Here is a 19279-nt window from a genome sequence, read left to right as displayed (position 1 = left end):
CTTAAAATGACTCATGCAGCCACATATCAAGCGGACACTGACCTGTCCCAGTATCAGGTGAAGGGAGAAATTCCCGTTCCCACGCTCATTGGATGGTTGACACTCGCCGCCGTACCCTTGCTGATTTTCTTTGCGTACCGGTCATCCCTGCGCGCAGATCCCACGCCCCCCATCTTACTGATTATTTTCGCGGGGCTTCTGGCCCTCAATGGTATTGCCTATCTTCTCAGTCACAACAGCACCCTGCAGCGCAGGGGCTTCATTGCCATTATCACAGCGTTGTTTACCTATCTGGCGGTACAGGCGGTGGAGGATGGTTCCGCCATTATCTGGCTGTTTGCCTACCCCCCGGTCGTGTTCTATATCAGCCAGTCCCGGGTCGGCGTTATTGCTTGTAGTGGCGGCCTCTTTGGTGTCGCCGTGCTATTCAGCCCGATTGGAGACCAGCTGTTCGACACGCCGTACACGGACAGTTTCCGTCTCACCATGATCGCCGTATTCGCTTTTGAAATATCCACTTGCTATGTCCTGGACCAGAGCCGACGGCGCAGCAAACTGGGACTGCTGAAGCTGGCCCAGGAATTTGAGTATGCCGCCAAACACGATGCGCTCACGGGTCTGGCCAATCGCAGGGAAGTGTTGGCGCAACTCGAAAACGAGTACCAGCGCTACCTGCGCAACTCGCGAACGTTTTCAGTCCTGCTGATGGACATCGACCTGTTCAAGAGCGTCAACGATAACCATGGCCATCATGTTGGCGATGAGATGATCAGGTTGGTCGCTTCAACACTGAGGGAGCAATGCCGAAAGGTCGACACCCTGGCGCGCTGGGGTGGAGAGGAATACCTGGTATTGTTACCGGAAACCAACACCGAAGAAGCCGTCAAGACCGCTCATCGGATACGTGAGGCGGTCAGCCGCAAATCTGTACACGCAGAAGGCCAGGCCATCGCAGCAACCATCAGTGTCGGTGTGGCAACCATCCGCAACGCCGAGTCCGTTGACCGACTGTTACAACGAGCCGATGAGGGTCTCTATCGGGCGAAAACCCTGGGACGCAATACCGTCTGCGATTTTGAGGGAACGTTCACGCACTAGTCAGGGCATGCGATGGAAGTAATGCGGCGTTACCAACCGGCACGATACTCGACCTGGTCATGGCCCAGCCCCGTGACCAGCTCGTCCGCCAACCTGGCAGAGAAGTCCGCCACGGTAGCGCCGCTGACAAAGTCACTGACCTGGCACATGGCCATACCCGCATAGCCACAGGGATTAATGCGACGAAACGGCTCCATATCCATATTTACGTTCAATGCCAGCCCATGGAATGAACAGCCACGACGGACGCGCAGCCCCAGCGAAGCTATTTTGGCATCCCCAACATAAACCCCGGGAGCATCCGGCCTCGGGGCCGCCGTAATACCAGAATCTGCCAACACCCGCACGATCGCCTGTTCAATCTGGTCCACCAGGGTGCGCACACCGAGCCTGGCCCGCGGCAGATTGATCAGCAGATAAATCACCAGTTGGCCAGGGCCGTGGTAGGTCACCTGCCCACCCCGGTCCACCTGGATAACAGGAATATCCCCCGGCGCCAGGATGTGTTCGGCCTTGCCCGCCTGCCCCTGGGTGTAGACCCGGGGGTGCTCCAGGCACCACAGTTCATCCGCCACGGTGTCGTCACGATCCGCAGTGAAGGTTTTCATCGCCTCCCAGGTTTCCAGGTACGGCTGTTCTCCCAGTGAGCGTACAATCAGCGGCGGCATCGACTCAAAGCACCATATGAACCCGGCCACTGGCCTTGAGGTCTTCGAACAGGGCCTTGAGCTGGTCCTCACCGGTGGCCACGATCTTTAACTGGACCGAAGAGAAACGGCCACCACGGCTCTCATTGATGGAGATATCCGTTTCGCTAATTCCCGGCGCATGCTGCTCCACAACCTCAACCACGAACTCGGTGAAATCCGGCGCTGAATTGCCAATCACTTTGATGACATAGTCACAGGGAAATTCAATTTTAGGTGCTTTCGGCTCACTCATGCCGGCATACTCCCGAAGACGTCAGGGGTCTTCACTAGAACAACTGAACAAAAAAGAGCTTGATGGCGTCCCACAGGCGCTTGAACAGCCCGCCCTCGGGCACATCGCTGAGCGCCAGCACCGGCTGGTCCACAATCACGTCATCGCCCAGTTTGACCTGCACCCGGCCAAGCTCGTCCCCCACCTTGATGGGTGCTTTAATGACAGAGTCAAGATCCACGGTCGATTCCAGTGACTCGCGGGAACCGCGGGGAATAGTGACATTGACTTCTTCAGTGACACCAACCGACAGCTCATCATCACGACCGCCCCAGATCCGCGCCTTGATCAGTTCCTGACCAGCACCAAACAGCGTCTCGCTTTCATAGTAGCGGAAGCCATAATTCAGCATTTTCTGGACTTCCTGGGCACGGGCTCCCGTGCTGTCAGTTCCCATTACCACGGCAATCAGCCGGGTACCATTGCGCTCGGCTGAAGCCACCAGACAGTATCCAGCTTCTTCAGTATGGCCCGTTTTAAGGCCATCGACACTGTCATCACGCCAAAGCAGGCTATTGCGATTGGGTTGACGAATATTGTTGTAAGTAAAGTGTTTCTCCGCGTACAACGGATAGTTCTCGGGGTAGTCATTGATGATCGCCATCGCCAGTAGCGCCAGATCACGAGCGGTGGAGAAGTGATCCGGCGAAGGTAGACCAGTGGCGTTCTCGAAGTTGGTATCCTTCATACCGAGCAGTTGAGCCTGCTGGTTCATGATATCGACAAAAGCCCCTTCACTGCCGGCAACAAACTCTGCCAGGGCAACCGAGGCATCATTGCCTGACTGGATAATCACACCCTTGAGCAGGTCTTCTACCGAGACTTCCGTCCCTTCCTGAACAAAGGTACGGGACCCTTCCGTGCGCCAGGCATTGACACTGATCGGCACCATGTCCGACATGGAGAGACGCCCTTCGTCCAGCTCACGCTCAACAATATAGGCCGTCATCATCTTAGTCAGGCTTGCCGGCGGCAAACGTTCATTACTGTTCTCATCCATGATCACCCGGCCACTCAGGGGGTCCATCAGGATATAGGAACTCGCCGCCACTTGCGGGGGCGAGGGAATCAGTACTGTCTGGGCATTGGCCGATCCCAGGGGGATCAACACCAGAAGCAGTAAAGCAGTTAGAGTGCGGAAAACAGGATTAGTCGCCATGGGTCCATTCATTCGTCGTAATGTGTGTAGATTCTTTTTTAGTGGGAATCGGTCAGTAGTATGGTCTGGCCAAATCCCCGGTTTTCAAGCCTCGCCTGGGCTTGTCGGGCTTCATCCGGGTTGCGGAAGGGGCCAACCTGCACCCGGTGGAAACGCCCGGATGCCGTATCCACCGCCCTTACTCGCATCGGGTTTTCAATCACGCCTCTGGCCTTGCCCAGCAGGACTTCTGCCGGATTACGGCTGCTGAAAGAACCCAGTTGTACGAACAGCCCCGAAGCCCCGCTACTGACGTCGGCATTATCCGCCACCTTCTCAAGCGGAACCGGCTCCCCGCCACCGGAAAATGGTCGACCGGCGAGAGTCATGGTGCCGTCCTTCTCGACCGTTATGGCCGCGACCTCCACCCGGGCGGTGCCTTTGCCCTGATAGCCCAGCTTCTTGGCGGCCGCGTAGGAAAGGTCAATCAGCCGGTCACCGTGGAAGGGCCCCCGGTCGTTCACCCGCACGATCACCGAACGGCCATTATCGAGGTTCGTTACCCGGGCGTAACCCGGAATTCTCAGGCTCTTGTGGGCTGCCGACATTTCATACATGTCAAAAACCTCGCCATTGGAGGTTTTATGGCCATGGAACTTTTCGCCGTACCAGCTGGCGGTGCCCCGCTCAACGTAGCCATGATTGCTATCCATCACGGTGTATTGCTTGCCCCACACCGTATAAGGTGACTTGTTTCCGGCAGAACGGGGAGCTTCATATTGTGGCCTTGCATCGCCAAGCCCCGACACATCAAAATCATCTTCGGGAGCACGATCCTGTGAGATCGTATACCGTGAGGAATGATCCGTCTCCGGTGGTGGCGAAGAGGCGCATCCCGATAATATCAGCGCTGCAACGATGACTAGCGGCAAGGACAATGGGAACTGGGTCATCACCGGTCAGAATTCCTGTGTTTGTTTAACTCATCAGCCAGTTGTAAAACCGCCATGGCGTACAGATGACTGTGATTGTAACGGGTTATCACAAAAAAGTTATGGTACGTCAGCCATAATTCCGGGCCATCAGCCCCTTGCAACAGGATTGCCCGGGCCGCGGCATCCTCCCCTGACACCTGTTTTGGACTCAGCCCGGCTTCGCGATAATCAGTGACCGTCAGCTGCGGCTTCAGTTCCCGCGTCAGCAAGGGACTGTCCTGCGGCAAGTGGCCATCCATGGGTTCGGCAATCGGCTCACCCTCACGCCAGTGATGGGCGCTGAAATAGTTGGCGACACTGCCAATGGCGTCTACGGGATTGGTCAGGATGTCTGCAATACTGTCGCCGTCGAAGTCGATAGCAAAGTGACGGTAACTGCTGGAGATGAACTGGCCGTAGCCCATGGCTCCGGCGTAGGATCCTTTGACATCCAGGGGATCAAAACCCTGTTCCCGGGTCATCAACAGATACTGGATCAGTTCGCTACGGAAGAAACGGCTGCGGGGCGGGTAGTCAAAGGCCAGGGTCGCCAGGGCATCGATCACACGGTAATTGCCGGTATAGTTACCGTACCAGGTTTCCACCCCAATGATCGCGGCAATAACAGTGGCAGGAACGCCAAATTCCGACTCTGCCCGTGCAAATGCCTCGTCGTGTTCTTTGAGAAAAGCCAGGCCACGCTCAACCCGCTCAGGCTTGATAAAGATCTTCCGATACTCATGCCAGGTCAGGGTTTTCTCGGCAGGGCGGCTGATCGACTCCAGTATCCTGTCGATTCGGGTCGCGTCTGCCAGCAAGGTTTCCACCTTGCCCTGGTCATACCCGTACTTTGTGACCATTTCTTCGATCAGGGCCCGCCCCTCTGGAGTGGCATCGTAGCCCCGGGCGTGGGTAACGGAAGCGAGCACCGCTAACAGAAGGGGCACAAGATGGGTAAAACCTGGGAAACGGACAGCTGTCATTACTTACCTGTAAATTGATGGCCGGGCGACAACAGTATGCCGCAATGCCAGACTCCGGCTCTTCGCCGGCTCACTGAAAACCGGAGCTACATTATCACGGAGCACAAGCGGTGAACCATTACCCGCCGTCCATAGTCAGGCGCTGATCATTCGCCGATGGGTATGAATGGACATCAGCACGCCAAAGGCTGCCATCAGGGTGACGCTCGACGTCCCCCCATAGCTGATCAGCGGTAACGGAACCCCCACGACCGGCAAGAGCCCACTGACCATCCCCACGTTGACGAATATATAGATGAAGAAAGTCATGGTCAGCGCACCCGCGAGCAACCGACTGAAAGAATCCTGGGCAATGGCGGCAATGTAGAGGCACCGAAGAATGATGAGCAGATAGACCGCCATCAAAACCAGCATGCCAATGAAACCGAACTCTTCGGCCAATACCGCCACAATGAAGTCGGTATGGCTTTCCGGCAGGAATTCGAGATGGGACTGCGTGCCCTGAAGCCAGCCCTTGCCATCCAGGCCACCGGAACCAATGGCGGTTTTCGACTGGATAATGTTCCAGCCCGCGCCGAGGGGGTCGCTCTGTGGATCCAGCAGGGTCAGCACCCGCTGCTTCTGATAGTCCCGCATAACAAAGAACCACATCAGCGGCGCGGCCACCGAGACCATGGCGGCGAAAGCGGCGATCAGTCGCCAACTCATACCCGCAAAGAAAACAACGAACAGACCGGCGGCGCCTACCAGCAATGAGGTTCCCAGGTCCGGCTGAAGGATGATCATCGACATCGGAACAAGCACGATGACCACCGCGAGAGCAACCCGGGACAATGTCGGCGGCAGGAAATGACGGGACAGGTACCAGGCCGTCATCATCGGCACCACCAGCTTCATCAACTCCGAGGGCTGGAACCGCGGCAACCCCGGGATGGCAAGCCAGCGCTGAGCACCCTTGGCCCCCACCCCGACCAACAACACCGCGGCCAGCCCCACCACTCCGGCCAGATAGAGCCACGGGGCCCAGCGCCGGAAGACGGCGGGGTCCAACTGGGCAAACACCAGCATGACCACCAGTGCGACCCCCATACGTATTCCCTGGGCTTTGACCACTTCGATGTTACGGTCGGCACCGCTGTAGAGAACCACCAGGCCACCGCCAATCAACAGCAGAAGCAAAGCCAGCAGGATCGGATCAATATGAAATACCGACCAGGGGCTACGGGAACCGGACAGCGAATGGTCAGATGTGTGCAGACCTTTGCCCAGCATCATTCTGGGCCCCCGGATTCGGTCCCGCTCACCAGTGCCTTCTCCTCTCCCGGGAAGCCCAGTAACCACGCATCAAACATCTCCCTTGCCACCGGCGCTGCGGTGCTGCTGCCACCACCACCATTTTCAACAATGATGGCAACCGCAATCTGCGGATCATCAACCGGAGCAAAACCCACGAACAAGGCGTGGTCTCGTAACCGCTCACGGACATCCTCTTCCTCATACTCTTCGTCTTCGGCGAGGCTGAACACCTGCGCCGTACCGGTCTTGCCCGCCATGCGGTAGGATGCCCCACGGGCCGCCCCCCGGGCCGTACCTTTGGTCCCGTGCATGACTTCGGCCATGGCGTCGACAACGAACTCCCAGTCATCCGGATTCTTCAGTTCCAGGGGAGAATGGTCCCCGGGCGGCAGGAACTCTTCAGCGGAGCGATCCCCCTTGATACTTTTGAGCAGCCTTGGCTCGACCCAGCGACCCCGGTTGGCGATCAGGGACGTCGCAGTCGCCAGTTGCAACGGGGTCGCCAGCATAAACCCCTGCCCGATCCCCATATTAACAGAGTCCCCTGGATACCAGGGTTCGTTTCGCACCGCTCTTTTCCAGTCACGGGAAGGCAACAGGCCACTCAGTGCACCGGAAACGTCAAGTGTGGCATCTTCGCCAAAACCGAATCTGGAGAGGTAGTCGTACATGGTGTCTACGCCCATTTCCACGGCAATTTCATAGAAATAGATGTCACAGGATTGCGCCACGGCATCGGTGAGATCCACCCAGCCGTGACCTCCACGTTTCCAGTCACGGTAACGCCGTCCCCCGGTGTTCAACTGGAAGTACCCGGGGTCCCAGATAGTCTTGTCTCTTGTCGTTGCCCCACTGTCCAGTGCAGCCACTGCCAGCATGGGTTTCAATGTAGACCCGGGAGGGTATTGCCCACGCAGTGCGCGGTTGAACAGAGGCTTGTCTATATCGGTGCTCAGGGCCCGGTAGTTCTCAACGCTGATGCCCGTCACAAACTGGTTGGTATCAAAGCCGGGCACACTGGCGAGTGCCAGCAGACCTCCGGTATCCGGTTCAATCGCGACAATAGCGCCACGTCGGCCATCGAGCAATTCATGGGCAAGCCGCTGCAACCTGAGATCAAGGTGCAACTGGATGTCCTCCCCGGGGACCGGATTCTGCCGCTCCAGCACCCTCAGGGTACGTCCACGGGCATTGGTCTCCACGTGCTGGTATCCCACCTGGCCATGCAGCAAGGCCTCATAAAAACGTTCGATACCGGACTTGCCAATATAGTTGGTACCTGCGTAGTTGACCGGGTCAATACGCTGCAGTTCTTCCCGGTTAATCCGGCCAACAAACCCCAGGGCATGGGAGGTCAGCTCACTATGGGGATAATAACGAACAAGTTCCGCCGACACCTCTACGCCGGGCAACTCATGGCGATGAACCGCCAAGCTGGCTATTTCCTCTTCGTTCAGATCGTAGCGCAGCGGAAGCGGCTGGAATGGCCGCCGGGGTTCCCGCAGGCGGCGCTGGAACCGCTCCATATCTTCTTCGGAAATATCAAGGAGCGTCTCGAGCTTGGCCAGAGTCTCCTCCATGCCATCAACGCGCTCGGGCACCAGAGTCACACCGAACACCGGCCGGTTTTCGGCCAGCAATTCATCATTGCGGTCGTAGACAAGACCCCGGGGCGGGGCAACCGACTGAACCTGAACCCGATTCTTGTCAGAGAGCGTGGTGTATACGTCGTGCTCAACAATCTGCAGATGATACATCCTGGCGACCAACAGCCCCAACATGACCACCACAACGAAAACCATGACCATCGTCCGCCTCTGGAAAAGGCGACGCTCGGCGGCCACGTCTTTGAATTCTCCCCAGGGCATGATGCGTCCTAAGCCCGATGGTACGGATGGTTGCGGGTAATCGACCAGGCACGATACAACTGTTCGGCCAACAGAATCCTCACCAGCGGATGAGGGAGCGTCAGGGGGGAAAGGGACCAGAGCTGGTCTGCCCGCTGTCGGCAGGCATCGGCAAGACCGTCCGGCCCTCCGACCAGGAAACTGACATCGCGACCGTCCTGCTGCCAGTTCTCAAGTTGGCTGGCAAGCTTCTCCGTCGACCAGGGGCGACCGCCCACTTCCAGGGCGACCACGCGATCCCTGGAGCCAGCAGCAGCCAGAATCGAATCGCTTTCTTTTTGCATCAGCCGGGCAATGTCCGGATTCTTGCCCCGATGGGCCATTGGAATTTCTACCAGTTCCAGTGGCAGCTCCGGCGGCATTCGGCGGGCGTAATCAGTGTATCCCTGGCTGACCCAGTCGGGCATTTTCTGCCCCACACAGATCAGACGCAATCGCATGGTTATTCGCTACCCGCAACACCCAGATCAGGAGCATCGCGCCACAGGCGCTCAAGATCATAGAATTCACGGGTGGCCGGCATCATCACATGGACCACAACATCCCCCAGATCGACAAGGATCCAGTCACTGACGTTGCTACCTTCCACGTTGCTGGCACGAACCCCCTGCTCTTTGGCTTCCGCGATGACGGAGTCCGCCAGCGCTTTCAGTTGACGGTTGGATGTCCCCGATGCCAGCACCATGTAATCGGTTACGCTGGTCCGGTCCCTGACATCTATCACACTCACATCCTGTGCCTTTACTTCCTCAAGTGCACTTATCACCAGATCTTTCAGTTGCTCTGCCTGCATAATCACCCTGCTGGACGGATGGCGGCGAAGGCGGCCATCCAAAAATGTTGTTCAGTTGCGATTGTAGCACTAAAAGTTCCCGTCGGGGCAGGCGCCGTAAAGCCCGAGGCAACGAATTTCCCGCCAGACCGAATCCGGCAGGAGATAACGGGGGGAACGCCCTGACACGATACGTTCGCGAATCCCCGTGGCGGAAATGTCCAGAAGTGGCGGATTCAGCTCCAGAATGTATCCGCAGGGAGCACGGTGGAGCTGATCGGCGCTTGAAACCCGGCGGTCACGCAACAATCTTGCCGGCACGCCCTGTGGATCCAGCTCCGGCCCCGGGCGCTTCACAACCACCACATGGGCCAGTTGTGGAATCCGCTCCCACTCGCGCCACCGGTCAAATCCCGCAAAGGCGTCCGTTCCCACCACCATAACCAGGGGTTCCTGAGCACCCAACTGCTCACGCAACTGACGCAATGTATCCGCGGTATAGGAGGCCCCTTTCCGGGTCAGTTCGCGGTCATCCACAACCAGCCCGATTTCTTCAGCAACCGCCAGTTTCAACAGTTTCAGGCGCTGCGCGCTGGTGGCGTCAGTCGACCCGCGATGCGGTGGAATATGACACGGCACCAGTGAAATCTCCGGTACGTCCAGACGCTCCTTCAGCTCGATAGCGAGCCTGAGATGCCCATGGTGTACCGGATCAAACGTGCCGCCATAGATAACATGCATAATCGATCAGGTCCGGATATGACCGTCACCGAACACCACATACTTCTGTGATGTCAGCCCTTCCAGCCCCACCGGCCCCCGTGCATGAATCTTGTCGGTGGAAATGCCGATTTCGGCACCCAGGCCGTACTCAAAGCCATCCGCAAAGCGGGTGGAGGCGTTGACCATTACCGAGCTTGAATCCACCTCGGTGATGAAGCGCCGCGCCCGGGTGTAGTTTTCCGTGATAATGCTGTCGGTATGCTGCGAGCTGTATCGATTGATGTGGGCAATGGCACTGTCCAGACCGTCCACGACCCTGACCGCCAGAATCGGAGCCAGGTATTCTTCCCCCCAGTCGGCCTCGGTTGCGACTGTCACCGAAGGCAGCACGGCACGGGTACGCTCGCACCCTCTGAGCTCCACGCCCTTTTCTGTAAAGGCATCCGCCAATAACGGCAGGATGTCTTCAGCAATCTCGGAATCCACCAGCAAGGTCTCCATGGTGTTGCAGGTACCATAGCGGTGGGTTTTTGCATTCACGGCCACTTTCAAGGCCTTCTCCGGGTCCGCGTGGCTGTCAATGTAGACGTGACAGACGCCGTCCAGGTGTTTGATCACCGGCACCCGGGCATCACGACTGATCCGTTCGATCAGCCCCTTGCCGCCCCGGGGCACAATGACATCCACATAGGCGGGCATGGTGATCAGCTCCCCCACCGCTGCCCGGTCCGTGGTCTTGATGACCTGCACCGAGGTTTCAGGTAACCCGGCTTCAGCCAGCCCCCTGGCCAGGCAAAGCGCAATGGCCTGGTTGGAATGGATGGATTCGGATCCGCCACGGAGAATGGTGGCGTTCCCCGACTTCAGACACAGGCTTGCGGCTTCCACGGTCACGTTGGGCCGGGATTCGTAGATGATACCGATCACACCCAGCGGTACCCGCATTTTGCCTACCTGGATTCCCGAGGGGCGGTAGGTCATATCGGTAATCGCACCAATGGGATCCGGTAACGAGGCAACCTGCCGGAGCCCCTCAATCATGGTATCGATTCGTTGAGGCGTCAGTTCCAGGCGATCCAGCATTGCGGCGTCGAGCCCATTCTCACGTCCGAGGGCCAGATCCCGGGCATTGGCTTCCGCCAGTTCGGCCCTGGAAGCGTCCAGCGCCTCTGCGGTCGCCAGCAGGGCCCGGTTCCGCACTGCCGTCGTCGAGCGCGCCACAGCTGCGGCCGCGGAACGTGCCTGCTGACCCACTTCAGCCATGTAAGCTGCAATATCCATTCGATTACCTTTGGTTTTAATAGCTGATTTCACGAATTAGACGGTAACTTTACCTTTCCCGATTCAAGTACGCATCCCAAACGATTATTATACCGCTGCCGAACGCCCTGTTCGGCATTGATTGACAGACGATAGACGCAACCTGCGTTATGCTGACAAAAACGGATGTCCGGGAGAGGATGGATACTATGGCCCAGATGGCCGAAAAATTCCTGTTGAGTCGCCTGTCGAGAGCTGGCTTCATCGTGCTGGCCATTATCGCCGCGCTTTCTGCCGTCTATGGCGCACACCTCACAACCGTTACCGCACTGACAGCCGCCGCCCTGATCTTCACCGGCAGCGCCTTTCACCCGCAACGATCCCGGGCGCCCTGGCCGACAATCAACCGCCTTGTCCTCGGCGCATTCCTGATCCTGCTGGTTGGCAGTCTGTGGACAGGCCCCTGGAGCCTGGTTCACTGGCTGTATGCAGCGCCGTTACTGGCATTTGCCCTGTTGCCGCTCTCCTGGGCCATTGTAACAACCCTGGCCTGCGCCTTCCTCGCGATGGCATCAACCTACTGGTCGGCGGGTCTGCCGGAGCGTCACCAGATGGTCAGCGCCTTCCTGCTGACCGTTATGCTGTCTGCTGTCCTGGTGTTCCTGCGCGAATACAAGTCCCGCCAACTGGCTCCATTGCGCCGTACCGACGAGCTCACTCAGGCTGCCAGCCGGGAATACCTGTCCGCTGACCTGCACAAGGAAATCCAGCGCAGTGAACGGGAAGGCACCGACATGTCCATCATCATGCTTGGTCTGGATACCCATCTGAGCGATACCGATCCCGATGCCGATATTCGTTCCATCCTGCCCCGAATTGGCCGCTACCTGCATTCACAACTGCGGGACTTCGACACCTATTATCGGGTGGCTGACCTGCAATTTCTGATTATTCTCCCCGGAATTTCCACCTCCGACGCCACCAGCCAGGCGGAAACCATCCGCAAGGGTCTTCGGGGGCTGCTGGTTTCCCACGGACTGGAATTAACCGTCAGCGCAGGCATCGCCGGCCTCAACATCGGAGACGACGCGGACAGCCTGCAGCAATCCGCGGCTAACGCCTTGCGCAGGGCACAACAACAGGGAGGCAACCGCACTCAGTCCTACAGCACCTGGTCCCACTCTTCACCGCCTGTGACGGAAACCGATGCGGAGGGGCCAATTGCATGACTGAAACGCGCCTGAGAACCTACACCCACCTGGCAGGTTATTGTCTGGCCACCCTCTTTATCGCCAGCCTTGCTCTCCAGAACCTTCGCTATGGGTTTTATAGCCTTTTCTACCTGGCCGCCGGCATGACCCTGCTGACTCTGGCCGGCGCCGGTTACACCTTCGTGTGCCGCCGCCACCAGTTATCGGCCCCGGGGCACCTGATGATACTGACCGCGCTTAACATCGGGCTGATTGTCGCCATGTATACCATGAACGCCTCAGGCATCAGTCACTGGAGCATGCCCCTCATCCTGCTCAACCTGCTCATCCTGCCGCTGCGTCAGGGACTCATTCTGTCGCTATTGCTGTTTCTGGCACTGGTAATCTTCCTGTTGATTCGCCAGCCCCTCCAGGAAACCATTACCATACTGACCGGGGCCATCGCACTGATTGCAATCGGGGCTCTGTATATCTGGCACTACAATCATATGGCTCAATCGGCGGAAGACCTGGCAATAACCGATCCCGTAACGGGTGCCCACAACGCGCGCTTCCTGGATGAAACGCTGCAAAAGGAAATCAGTCGCGCCATTGCCACCGGTCATTCACTATCGGTAATCACGCTGGCCATTGATTACGCCGACGAGGCAGAAGATCTCCATGGGAAAAACGGCATACAGACACTTTTCCGGGAAATCACCCAACACCTTTTCGGCGTGATCCGCGCCGGGGACACCCTCTATACCCTTAATGAGTCCGAGTTTTTCCTGATTCTCCCCTTCACTCCCGAGGAAGGGGTAAGAGTTATTGCCGAGCGCATCCGCAGGACCATCGCCGAACACAATTGGTCTGTGGTCGGGAAAGCGACGGTGAGTCAGGGTTGCACCACTCGTGGATCGGGGGATACACGCACGGATGCTCTTCGAAAACGCGCCCGCCTCGCTCTGGAGGAAGCCCGTAAGCACGGGGCGGATTCCATCTGGTTTCTGCCGGGAGATGCCTCCGGGTCATGAGCGGTGACTGGCTTGCCTCCCTGTCCGCCTGGCTGACCAACCACTCCGAGTGGCTTGCCATGGCGATCTTCGCAACCGCGTTTGCTGAATCCCTCGCCATCGCTGGCATAGTGATCCCGGGCGTGGCCATTATCTTTGCAGTCGCCGCCCTGGCAGGACAAATCGCCATGCCTCTGACGGAGGCACTGCTCTGGGCGGCGATGGGGGCCATCCTCGGCGACTGCATCAGTTTCGCACTCGGCCGGCTCTGCCAGGGCAAACTGGACCGGATATGGCCCCTGAGCCGATACCCGAAAGCCATTCACAAGGGCGAATACTTTTTCCACCGGTACGGCGGTGTCAGCGTGGTTATCGGTCGTTTTGTGGGCCCGATACGACCGGTGATTCCGTTGGTTGCGGGCGCCCTGATGATGCCCTGGCGCCGGTTTCTCCTGTTCAACCTCACATCGGCGGTGGGCTGGGCCCCCGTGTATGTGATTCCGGGCTACCTGGTAGGCAGCGCACTGGCCAGTGATATTCAGCCACCCGCCCATTTTTACCCGGTCATCGCAATCAGCATGGGTACGCTGATTATCATCTATCTGACGGTTTTCCGTTTTCAACTGGGCCTGGGATACAGCAGCCGACTCTATCGGTGGCTGGCCAGAAAAATGGAACAGTACGACACCACACATCGATTCTGGCGCCTCTACTCCAGTGAACGTCCCGCCCAGGCCGGTGAATTCCCCTTGCCCTCGCTGTCTCTCGCGATCGCCGCGACGGCACTGTTCCTCATATGGAGCCAGTTGGTGACGGGCACCACCCTGCTCCAGCCCCTCGACAGTGCGGCGGCATCCTGGTTCTCACAATTACGGCAACCACTGTTTGATCCGACCGCGCTCCTGTTTACCCTGGCAGGCGAGACGCCGGTACTCGTCGTCGCCGGATTGTTCCTGTCTCTCGCTCTTGTATTCCGGGGTTATTACGGCGCGGCTCTGCATATCATTGCAGCCGTAGCCCTCACCACCTTACTGGTCTGGCTATTCAAGACCTACTCCGCCATCCCCAGACCGGAACTGGTTCAGGCCCCACCCGCTTCAGGCGCTTTCCCAAGCGGACACACCACAGGCATCACAGTATTCTGCATGCTGGTTGCCAATTTCGTGGCGAGGGAGACCCGGCACCGCAAACGCTGGCGTGCCTACCTGGTGTTCAGCCTGCCCATTCCACTGGTTGCAATCAGCCGCTTATACCTCGGAGTACACTGGTTCACGGATGTGGTCGGAGGGTTCTTTCTGGGACTGGCCATTACTGGCTACATTCGCGCCAGCTACAGTCGCTATGATCGGGTACCTCTGTCCCGGGATCTTACTCTAATGACGGCAATCATAATCTGGGGAGGCTTTACCGCAGCCTATATCTGGCATCAATGGGAGCACGCATTGACGCTCTACGCACCCACCGGACTCTGACCTGACACCCGACATCAGGAACACTGCTCAGCCCTGCTCCAGCGCCTCAAGCAGGGAGTGCAACCGGCTCAGCCTTTCGATAGGGTCCTGGAGCTCCACCAACTGTTGCTTCTCCCGCTTGTCCAGAGGCAGCAGTTCGGTCAGCCTCCACCCCACATCCCGGGCATCGCTGTAGTCAACATCCATGTCCAGATCACGGATAACTGGATGGCGAAACAGGGCCTTCAACACCGCGGGCAGTTCCAGGTAGCGTTCCGGGACCTCACAACTGACTTCGTCCATCAGGCATTCAACATCACCCAGGTTCAGCCCATCAGGCTCCTGCCAACTCCGCACCACGGAAACCTTGCCCTCTCCTTCCACGGTAATGCCCAGCAAACCGTTATCCAGCTGCTGAAAATCGATGATTCGCACGTAGGTGCCTATGTCGTAAAATGCCGCCTCTTTGGCCGTCTCCAGCCCCTCACGAAGCATCACCACGACAAACCCCCGATCTTCCTTGAGACACCGTGTCAGCATGTCGATGTAGCGCGGCTCGAACAGCTGCAGGGGGATACGCCCCCTGGGCAGGACAATCGAGTTGAGAGGGAAAAGAGGCACATTCATCGGGGGCGGTCACCTGTCAGTCGAATCCGGAATCACCATCACACAACCTCAGTGAATTGACAAAAGCTGGTGAACTTCATCCACCCTGGCACGAGCCTCTGTCAGCAGTTGCAGGCTCCGGGATGCATTCAGTTCAAGTTCGCCCAGCCTGCGATAGGCAGGCACTTCATCAAATGAGGGAAGATCTGCATTCTGACTGGAACCAATCATCGAGTGCAACTGGGCAACAATCACCACATCCACCAACTGCGGTTCCGGTTTACGGCTTTCATACTCCCAGTCCTCTGCATGGCGCACCGCCTCAACAAAGGTATCGGGAAACGACCAGCTCTCCAGTACGGCGGTGCCAACGTCGCCCCTCAACTCTGTCATGGCGTGTTTCAGATTGGCCTGATCCGCAAACAGGTTGACGTGGTGTTCAGCCTGAACCAGCACAGGCACCACACCAATATCGTGTAACAACCCCGCCAACATCGCTTCTTCCGGGTTCAACCGGGTTGCACTGTCGGCCAATACCCAACACAGGGCGGCGACTTCTCTGGAATGTCGCCACAGCCGGTCCATCTCCTTCTGCAGAGAGGCCTGCCGGGTCTTGAATACCTCCCGCATGGCAAACACGGTAACCAGTTGACGGGTTGTCAGCATACCCAGCCGAACCACCGCCTCCCGCACATTGCGGACATCCCTGAATCCACGGTACAGGGGGCTGTTACTGGCCCGGACGAGCTTGGCGGCCATGGCAGGATCAGCAGACACTGCCAGCGCAACCTGCTCGGCACTGGTGTCCTCTCGCTCAACAAGTCGCCGCACCTTCCAGGCGACATCCGGCACACTCGGAAGGCTCATCTGGTTGGAGCGCAATTCCAGGTAGAACTCCATTAACAGGCGGTGTTCCTCACTTTCGCCACTACCAAAGTCCGTGCCGGACTCGATTTCCACCTGCTGGACCGGGGCGGAACGCAACATCTGATTGAGGATATCCTGTTCCACCGCGAGAAATTCGCAATGCTGAACCGCCGTCACATCGTAGATTCGCGGTTGCAGGCGGGCAATGGGGTTCAGCGCCTTCTCACTGCCTGCATCAATGGTGGATTTCCGGCCATCTGCAGACGCCAGCTCTACCGTGCCGGCAACCAGAAACAGATCCACACCATCCCGGGCACCCCGCTCGACCACCCGTTGCCCAGCGCCATGCACCCGGCGTTCCGCCCGGCTGGCGAGCAGAACCAATTGATCATCGGTTAACCGGTTCAGGGGCTGAAACTGCTTGAGACGACGCAACGACAGGCTTTCCTGTTCGGCCATAGACACACTCTCTCCTTTTACCCAATCGCCCTGTCCTCAGAGACGACCGGTTCGGCCCTATTGTTACTCATTGTAAACACGGACCCGTAAAACAACCATGCGATAAGAGTCGAATCTGGTATCCTCTGTTCTCCCAACCTTTGTCACAGGCAACAGAAGAGAGACCAGACCCCCATGCCTCAGTATCGTTCGCGGACATCCACCGCAGGCCGTAACATGGCCGGTGCCCGTGCGCTCTGGCGCGCCACCGGTATGAAAAACGAAGATTTCGGAAAGCCGATCATCGCCGTTGCCAACTCCTTTACCCAGTTCGTGCCAGGGCATGTTCACCTGAAGGATCTGGGCCAGTTGGTGTGTCGCGAAATCGAGGCTGCGGGAGGCGTTGCCAAGGAATTCAACACCATCGCCGTGGACGACGGTATCGCCATGGGCCACGACGGCATGCTGTATTCCCTGCCCTCCCGGGAAATCATCGCCGATTCCGTGGAATACATGGTCAACGCCCACTGCGCCGACGCCCTGGTGTGCATCTCCAACTGCGACAAGATCACCCCGGGCATGCTGATGGCCGCCATGCGCCTGAACATTCCCACCATTTTTGTATCCGGCGGCCCGATGGAGGCCGGCAAGACCAAGCTGTCCGAGCACAAACTGGACCTGGTGGATGCCATGGTCATCGCCGCCGACCCTACTGCGGATGATGAGAAAGTCGCCGAATACGAGCGCAGCGCCTGCCCCACGTGCGGCTCCTGCTCCGGTATGTTCACCGCCAACTCGATGAACTGCCTGACCGAAGCCATCGGCCTGGCGCTGCCGGGCAACGGGTCGATGCTGGCTACCCACGCTGACCGCGAACAGCTGTTCCTCAAGGCCGGTCGCCAGATTGTAGAGAACACACGGCGCTATTACGAAGAAGATGACGCCAGCGTGCTGCCGTTGAGCATCGCCTCCATGGCCGCCTTCGAAAACGCCATGGTGATGGACATCGCCATGGGCGGTTCCACCAATACCATCCTGCACCTGTTGGCGGCAGCACAGGAAGGTGGCGTTCCGTTCACACTGAACGAAATCGACCAGCTTTCACGCCGGGTTCCGCAGCTGTGCAAGGTGGCGCCCAACTCACCCAAATACCACATGGAAGACGTCCACCGTGCCGGCGGCATTATGGGCATCCTTGGTGAACTTGAGCGCGGCGGACTGATCAACACCGACCTGCCGACGGTACACAGCAAAACCATGCACGAAGCCCTGGAAACCTGGGACATCATGCGCAAGCCGCCAGAGGAAGTGGTGGAATTCTACAAGGCCGGCCCTGCCGGCATTCCCACCCAGACCGCGTTCAGCCAGGCTACCCGTTGGCCGTCCCTGGACGGTGACCGGGAAACCGGCTGTATCCGCTCCGTCGAGCACGCCTACTCGTCCGAGGGTGGCCTCGCGGTACTGTACGGCAACATCGCGCAGGATGGTTGCGTGGTCAAAACCGCCGGTGTGGATGAAAGTATCTATGTCTTCGAAGGCAAGGCCCGGGTGTTCGAAAGCCAGGATTCCGCCGTCGCCGGCATCCTCAGCGACGAGGTCAAGCCTGGCGAAGTCGTCATTATCCGCTACGAAGGGCCGCGTGGCGGACCGGGCATGCAGGAAATGCTCTACCCGACCAGCTACCTGAAATCGAAAGGCCTGGGCAAGGAATGTGCCCTGCTGACTGACGGTCGTTTCTCTGGTGGCACCTCCGGACTGTCCATCGGTCACGCATCGCCGGAAGCAGCGGCAGGCGGCGCCATTGGTCTGATCGAAAACGGTGACCTTATCCGCATTGATATTCCCAACCGGAGCATCAACGTGGAAATCGATCAACGGGAACTGGACCGTCGCCGGGCCGAACGCGACAGCAAGGGCTGGAAACCCGAGCTCCCCCGAGACCGTAAGGTGTCTGCCGCACTGAAAGCCTATGCGCTGCTGGCTACGAGTGCGGACAAGGGTGCTGTCCGGGATCTCAGTAAACTCGACTGAGCCTGTTTCGGGCATAAAAAAGCCCGCTCAGGTCGCAAGCCTGGCGGGCTTTTTGTTGCGGAACCGGTATCAGAACAGAGACCATCCGCCGTCATCATCCTCCTCAACCGCGTCTTCCTGTTCCGGCTCGCTCCCTGCTTTTACGGAAACGGGGTCACTGCCGTCCGCCACAGAGGGATTATTACCAGCGGATGCCTGATTAACCGCTACTTCCATCGGCACCATACCCAGTGCCGATTTGGTAGCTTCATTCAACTCACCAGTAACTGTCAGGCCCTGGTCCTGCTGAAAGGCCCGGAGTGCGGAACGGGTATCGCTATCCATTGTGCTGTTGACGTTATCCACGTCATAACCCGCGCCATAGAGCGCGTTCTTGAGGGCCACAGTATTGTTGGCAAACGCCACGGGCGCTGCACTCAGGGCCAACGCGGCGGTGATTATAGCTGCGATCACCGGACGACGTTTCGTTGTTGTTGGCATGGAATTCTCCTGAGAATCGCCTGATATCCTCACGATATCGATTCTTCTTGTTGGATGGAGCCTATCCCCAT

The 19279-nt window shown here is 58.2% G+C and carries 19 protein-coding genes; 5 read left to right on the top strand and 14 right to left on the bottom strand.

Features of this window, described 5'->3' with window-relative positions; translation table 11 throughout:
• The first annotated feature begins 6 nt into the window (after positions 1-6).
• Positions 7-1098 (top strand): GGDEF domain-containing protein, encoded by a 1092-nt coding sequence (locus tag EHN06_RS05135; protein WP_127330775.1) that lies wholly within the window; start codon positions 7-9, stop codon positions 1096-1098.
• Positions 1099-1127: 29 nt separating this feature from the next.
• Here EHN06_RS05135 and lipB read toward each other — a convergent pair whose 3' ends face one another.
• The 11 genes from lipB to EHN06_RS05080 all read right to left on the bottom strand — a co-directional run bounded on the left by lipB (position 1128) and on the right by EHN06_RS05080 (position 11135).
• On the bottom strand, positions 1128-1766 hold the full coding sequence (lipB, locus tag EHN06_RS05130) for a lipoyl(octanoyl) transferase LipB (RefSeq protein ID WP_127330773.1): 639 nt from the start codon (positions 1764-1766) through the stop codon (positions 1128-1130).
• A gap of 4 nt (positions 1767-1770) precedes the next feature.
• The gene (locus EHN06_RS05125; protein ID WP_127330771.1) at positions 1771-2040 is read right to left on the bottom strand and encodes a YbeD family protein; all 270 of its coding nucleotides are present in this window, start codon (positions 2038-2040) and stop codon (positions 1771-1773) included.
• A 34-nt stretch (positions 2041-2074) separates the two neighbouring features.
• On the bottom strand, positions 2075-3238 hold the full coding sequence (locus EHN06_RS05120; RefSeq protein ID WP_127330769.1) for a D-alanyl-D-alanine carboxypeptidase family protein: 1164 nt from the start codon (positions 3236-3238) through the stop codon (positions 2075-2077).
• Positions 3239-3276: 38 nt separating this feature from the next.
• A complete protein-coding gene (locus EHN06_RS05115) occupies positions 3277-4170 on the bottom strand; it encodes a septal ring lytic transglycosylase RlpA family protein (protein WP_127330767.1) in 894 nt (297 codons plus the stop codon).
• Positions 4170-5138, bottom strand: coding sequence for a lytic murein transglycosylase B (mltB, locus tag EHN06_RS05110; RefSeq protein ID WP_228257412.1), 969 nt, complete (start codon positions 5136-5138; stop codon positions 4170-4172). Before mltB ends, EHN06_RS05115 begins: the two co-directional genes overlap by 1 nt.
• Before the next feature lie 171 nt (positions 5139-5309).
• A complete protein-coding gene (gene rodA, locus EHN06_RS05105; protein ID WP_127330763.1) occupies positions 5310-6449 on the bottom strand; it encodes a rod shape-determining protein RodA in 1140 nt (379 codons plus the stop codon).
• Positions 6446-8338 (bottom strand): penicillin-binding protein 2, encoded by a 1893-nt coding sequence (gene mrdA, locus EHN06_RS05100; RefSeq protein ID WP_127330761.1) that lies wholly within the window; start codon positions 8336-8338, stop codon positions 6446-6448. The genes rodA and mrdA overlap by 4 nt, the downstream gene beginning before the upstream one ends.
• Positions 8339-8346: 8 nt before the next feature.
• Positions 8347-8817, bottom strand: coding sequence for a 23S rRNA (pseudouridine(1915)-N(3))-methyltransferase RlmH (rlmH, locus tag EHN06_RS05095; protein WP_127330759.1), 471 nt, complete (start codon positions 8815-8817; stop codon positions 8347-8349).
• Between the two features lie 2 nt (positions 8818-8819).
• Positions 8820-9170 (bottom strand): ribosome silencing factor, encoded by a 351-nt coding sequence (gene rsfS, locus EHN06_RS05090; RefSeq protein ID WP_127330757.1) that lies wholly within the window; start codon positions 9168-9170, stop codon positions 8820-8822.
• A gap of 69 nt (positions 9171-9239) precedes the next feature.
• Complete coding sequence (nadD, locus tag EHN06_RS05085; protein WP_127330755.1) at positions 9240-9890, bottom strand: nicotinate-nucleotide adenylyltransferase; 651 nt, start codon at positions 9888-9890, stop codon at positions 9240-9242.
• 6 nt (positions 9891-9896) lie between these two features.
• Positions 9897-11135, bottom strand: a complete 1239-nt coding sequence (locus EHN06_RS05080; RefSeq protein WP_416332549.1) for a glutamate-5-semialdehyde dehydrogenase — start codon at positions 11133-11135, stop codon at positions 9897-9899.
• A gap of 206 nt (positions 11136-11341) precedes the next feature.
• Between EHN06_RS05080 and EHN06_RS05075 the strand changes: the two genes are divergently transcribed.
• The 3 genes from EHN06_RS05075 to EHN06_RS05065 are packed head-to-tail and all read left to right on the top strand — an operon-like array spanning position 11342 to position 14807.
• Positions 11342-12361 (top strand): GGDEF domain-containing protein, encoded by a 1020-nt coding sequence (locus EHN06_RS05075; RefSeq protein WP_127330751.1) that lies wholly within the window; start codon positions 11342-11344, stop codon positions 12359-12361.
• Positions 12358-13356, top strand: coding sequence for a GGDEF domain-containing protein (locus EHN06_RS05070; protein WP_127330749.1), 999 nt, complete (start codon positions 12358-12360; stop codon positions 13354-13356). Before EHN06_RS05075 ends, EHN06_RS05070 begins: the two co-directional genes overlap by 4 nt.
• A complete protein-coding gene (locus EHN06_RS05065; RefSeq protein WP_127330747.1) occupies positions 13353-14807 on the top strand; it encodes a bifunctional DedA family/phosphatase PAP2 family protein in 1455 nt (484 codons plus the stop codon). Before EHN06_RS05070 ends, EHN06_RS05065 begins: the two co-directional genes overlap by 4 nt.
• Positions 14808-14834: 27 nt before the next feature.
• Here the strand turns inward: EHN06_RS05065 and EHN06_RS05060 are convergent, their stop codons facing one another.
• Both EHN06_RS05060 and EHN06_RS05055 read right to left on the bottom strand, forming a co-directional pair.
• On the bottom strand, positions 14835-15413 hold the full coding sequence (locus EHN06_RS05060) for an LON peptidase substrate-binding domain-containing protein (RefSeq protein ID WP_127330745.1): 579 nt from the start codon (positions 15411-15413) through the stop codon (positions 14835-14837).
• Positions 15414-15461: 48 nt separating this feature from the next.
• A complete protein-coding gene (locus EHN06_RS05055; RefSeq protein ID WP_127330743.1) occupies positions 15462-16718 on the bottom strand; it encodes an HDOD domain-containing protein in 1257 nt (418 codons plus the stop codon).
• Positions 16719-16892: 174 nt separating this feature from the next.
• On the opposite strand from EHN06_RS05055, the gene ilvD reads away from it, so the two are divergent.
• Positions 16893-18728 (top strand): dihydroxy-acid dehydratase, encoded by a 1836-nt coding sequence (gene ilvD / locus EHN06_RS05050; protein WP_127330741.1) that lies wholly within the window; start codon positions 16893-16895, stop codon positions 18726-18728.
• A 69-nt stretch (positions 18729-18797) separates the two neighbouring features.
• On the opposite strand, the gene EHN06_RS05045 is transcribed toward ilvD, so the two are convergent.
• Entirely contained in the window at positions 18798-19208 is a 411-nt protein-coding gene (locus tag EHN06_RS05045) for a peptidoglycan-binding domain-containing protein (protein ID WP_127330739.1), read from the bottom strand.
• Positions 19209-19279: the final 71 nt, after the last annotated feature.

Origin of the sequence: Marinobacter sp. NP-4(2019), from assembly GCF_003994855.1 — a bacterium.
In the GTDB taxonomy this organism is placed as follows: Bacteria; Pseudomonadota; Gammaproteobacteria; order Pseudomonadales; family Oleiphilaceae; genus Marinobacter.
The sequence above is the reverse complement of the archived record's forward strand: the minus strand, read 5'-3'. Positions and strand labels throughout refer to the sequence as shown.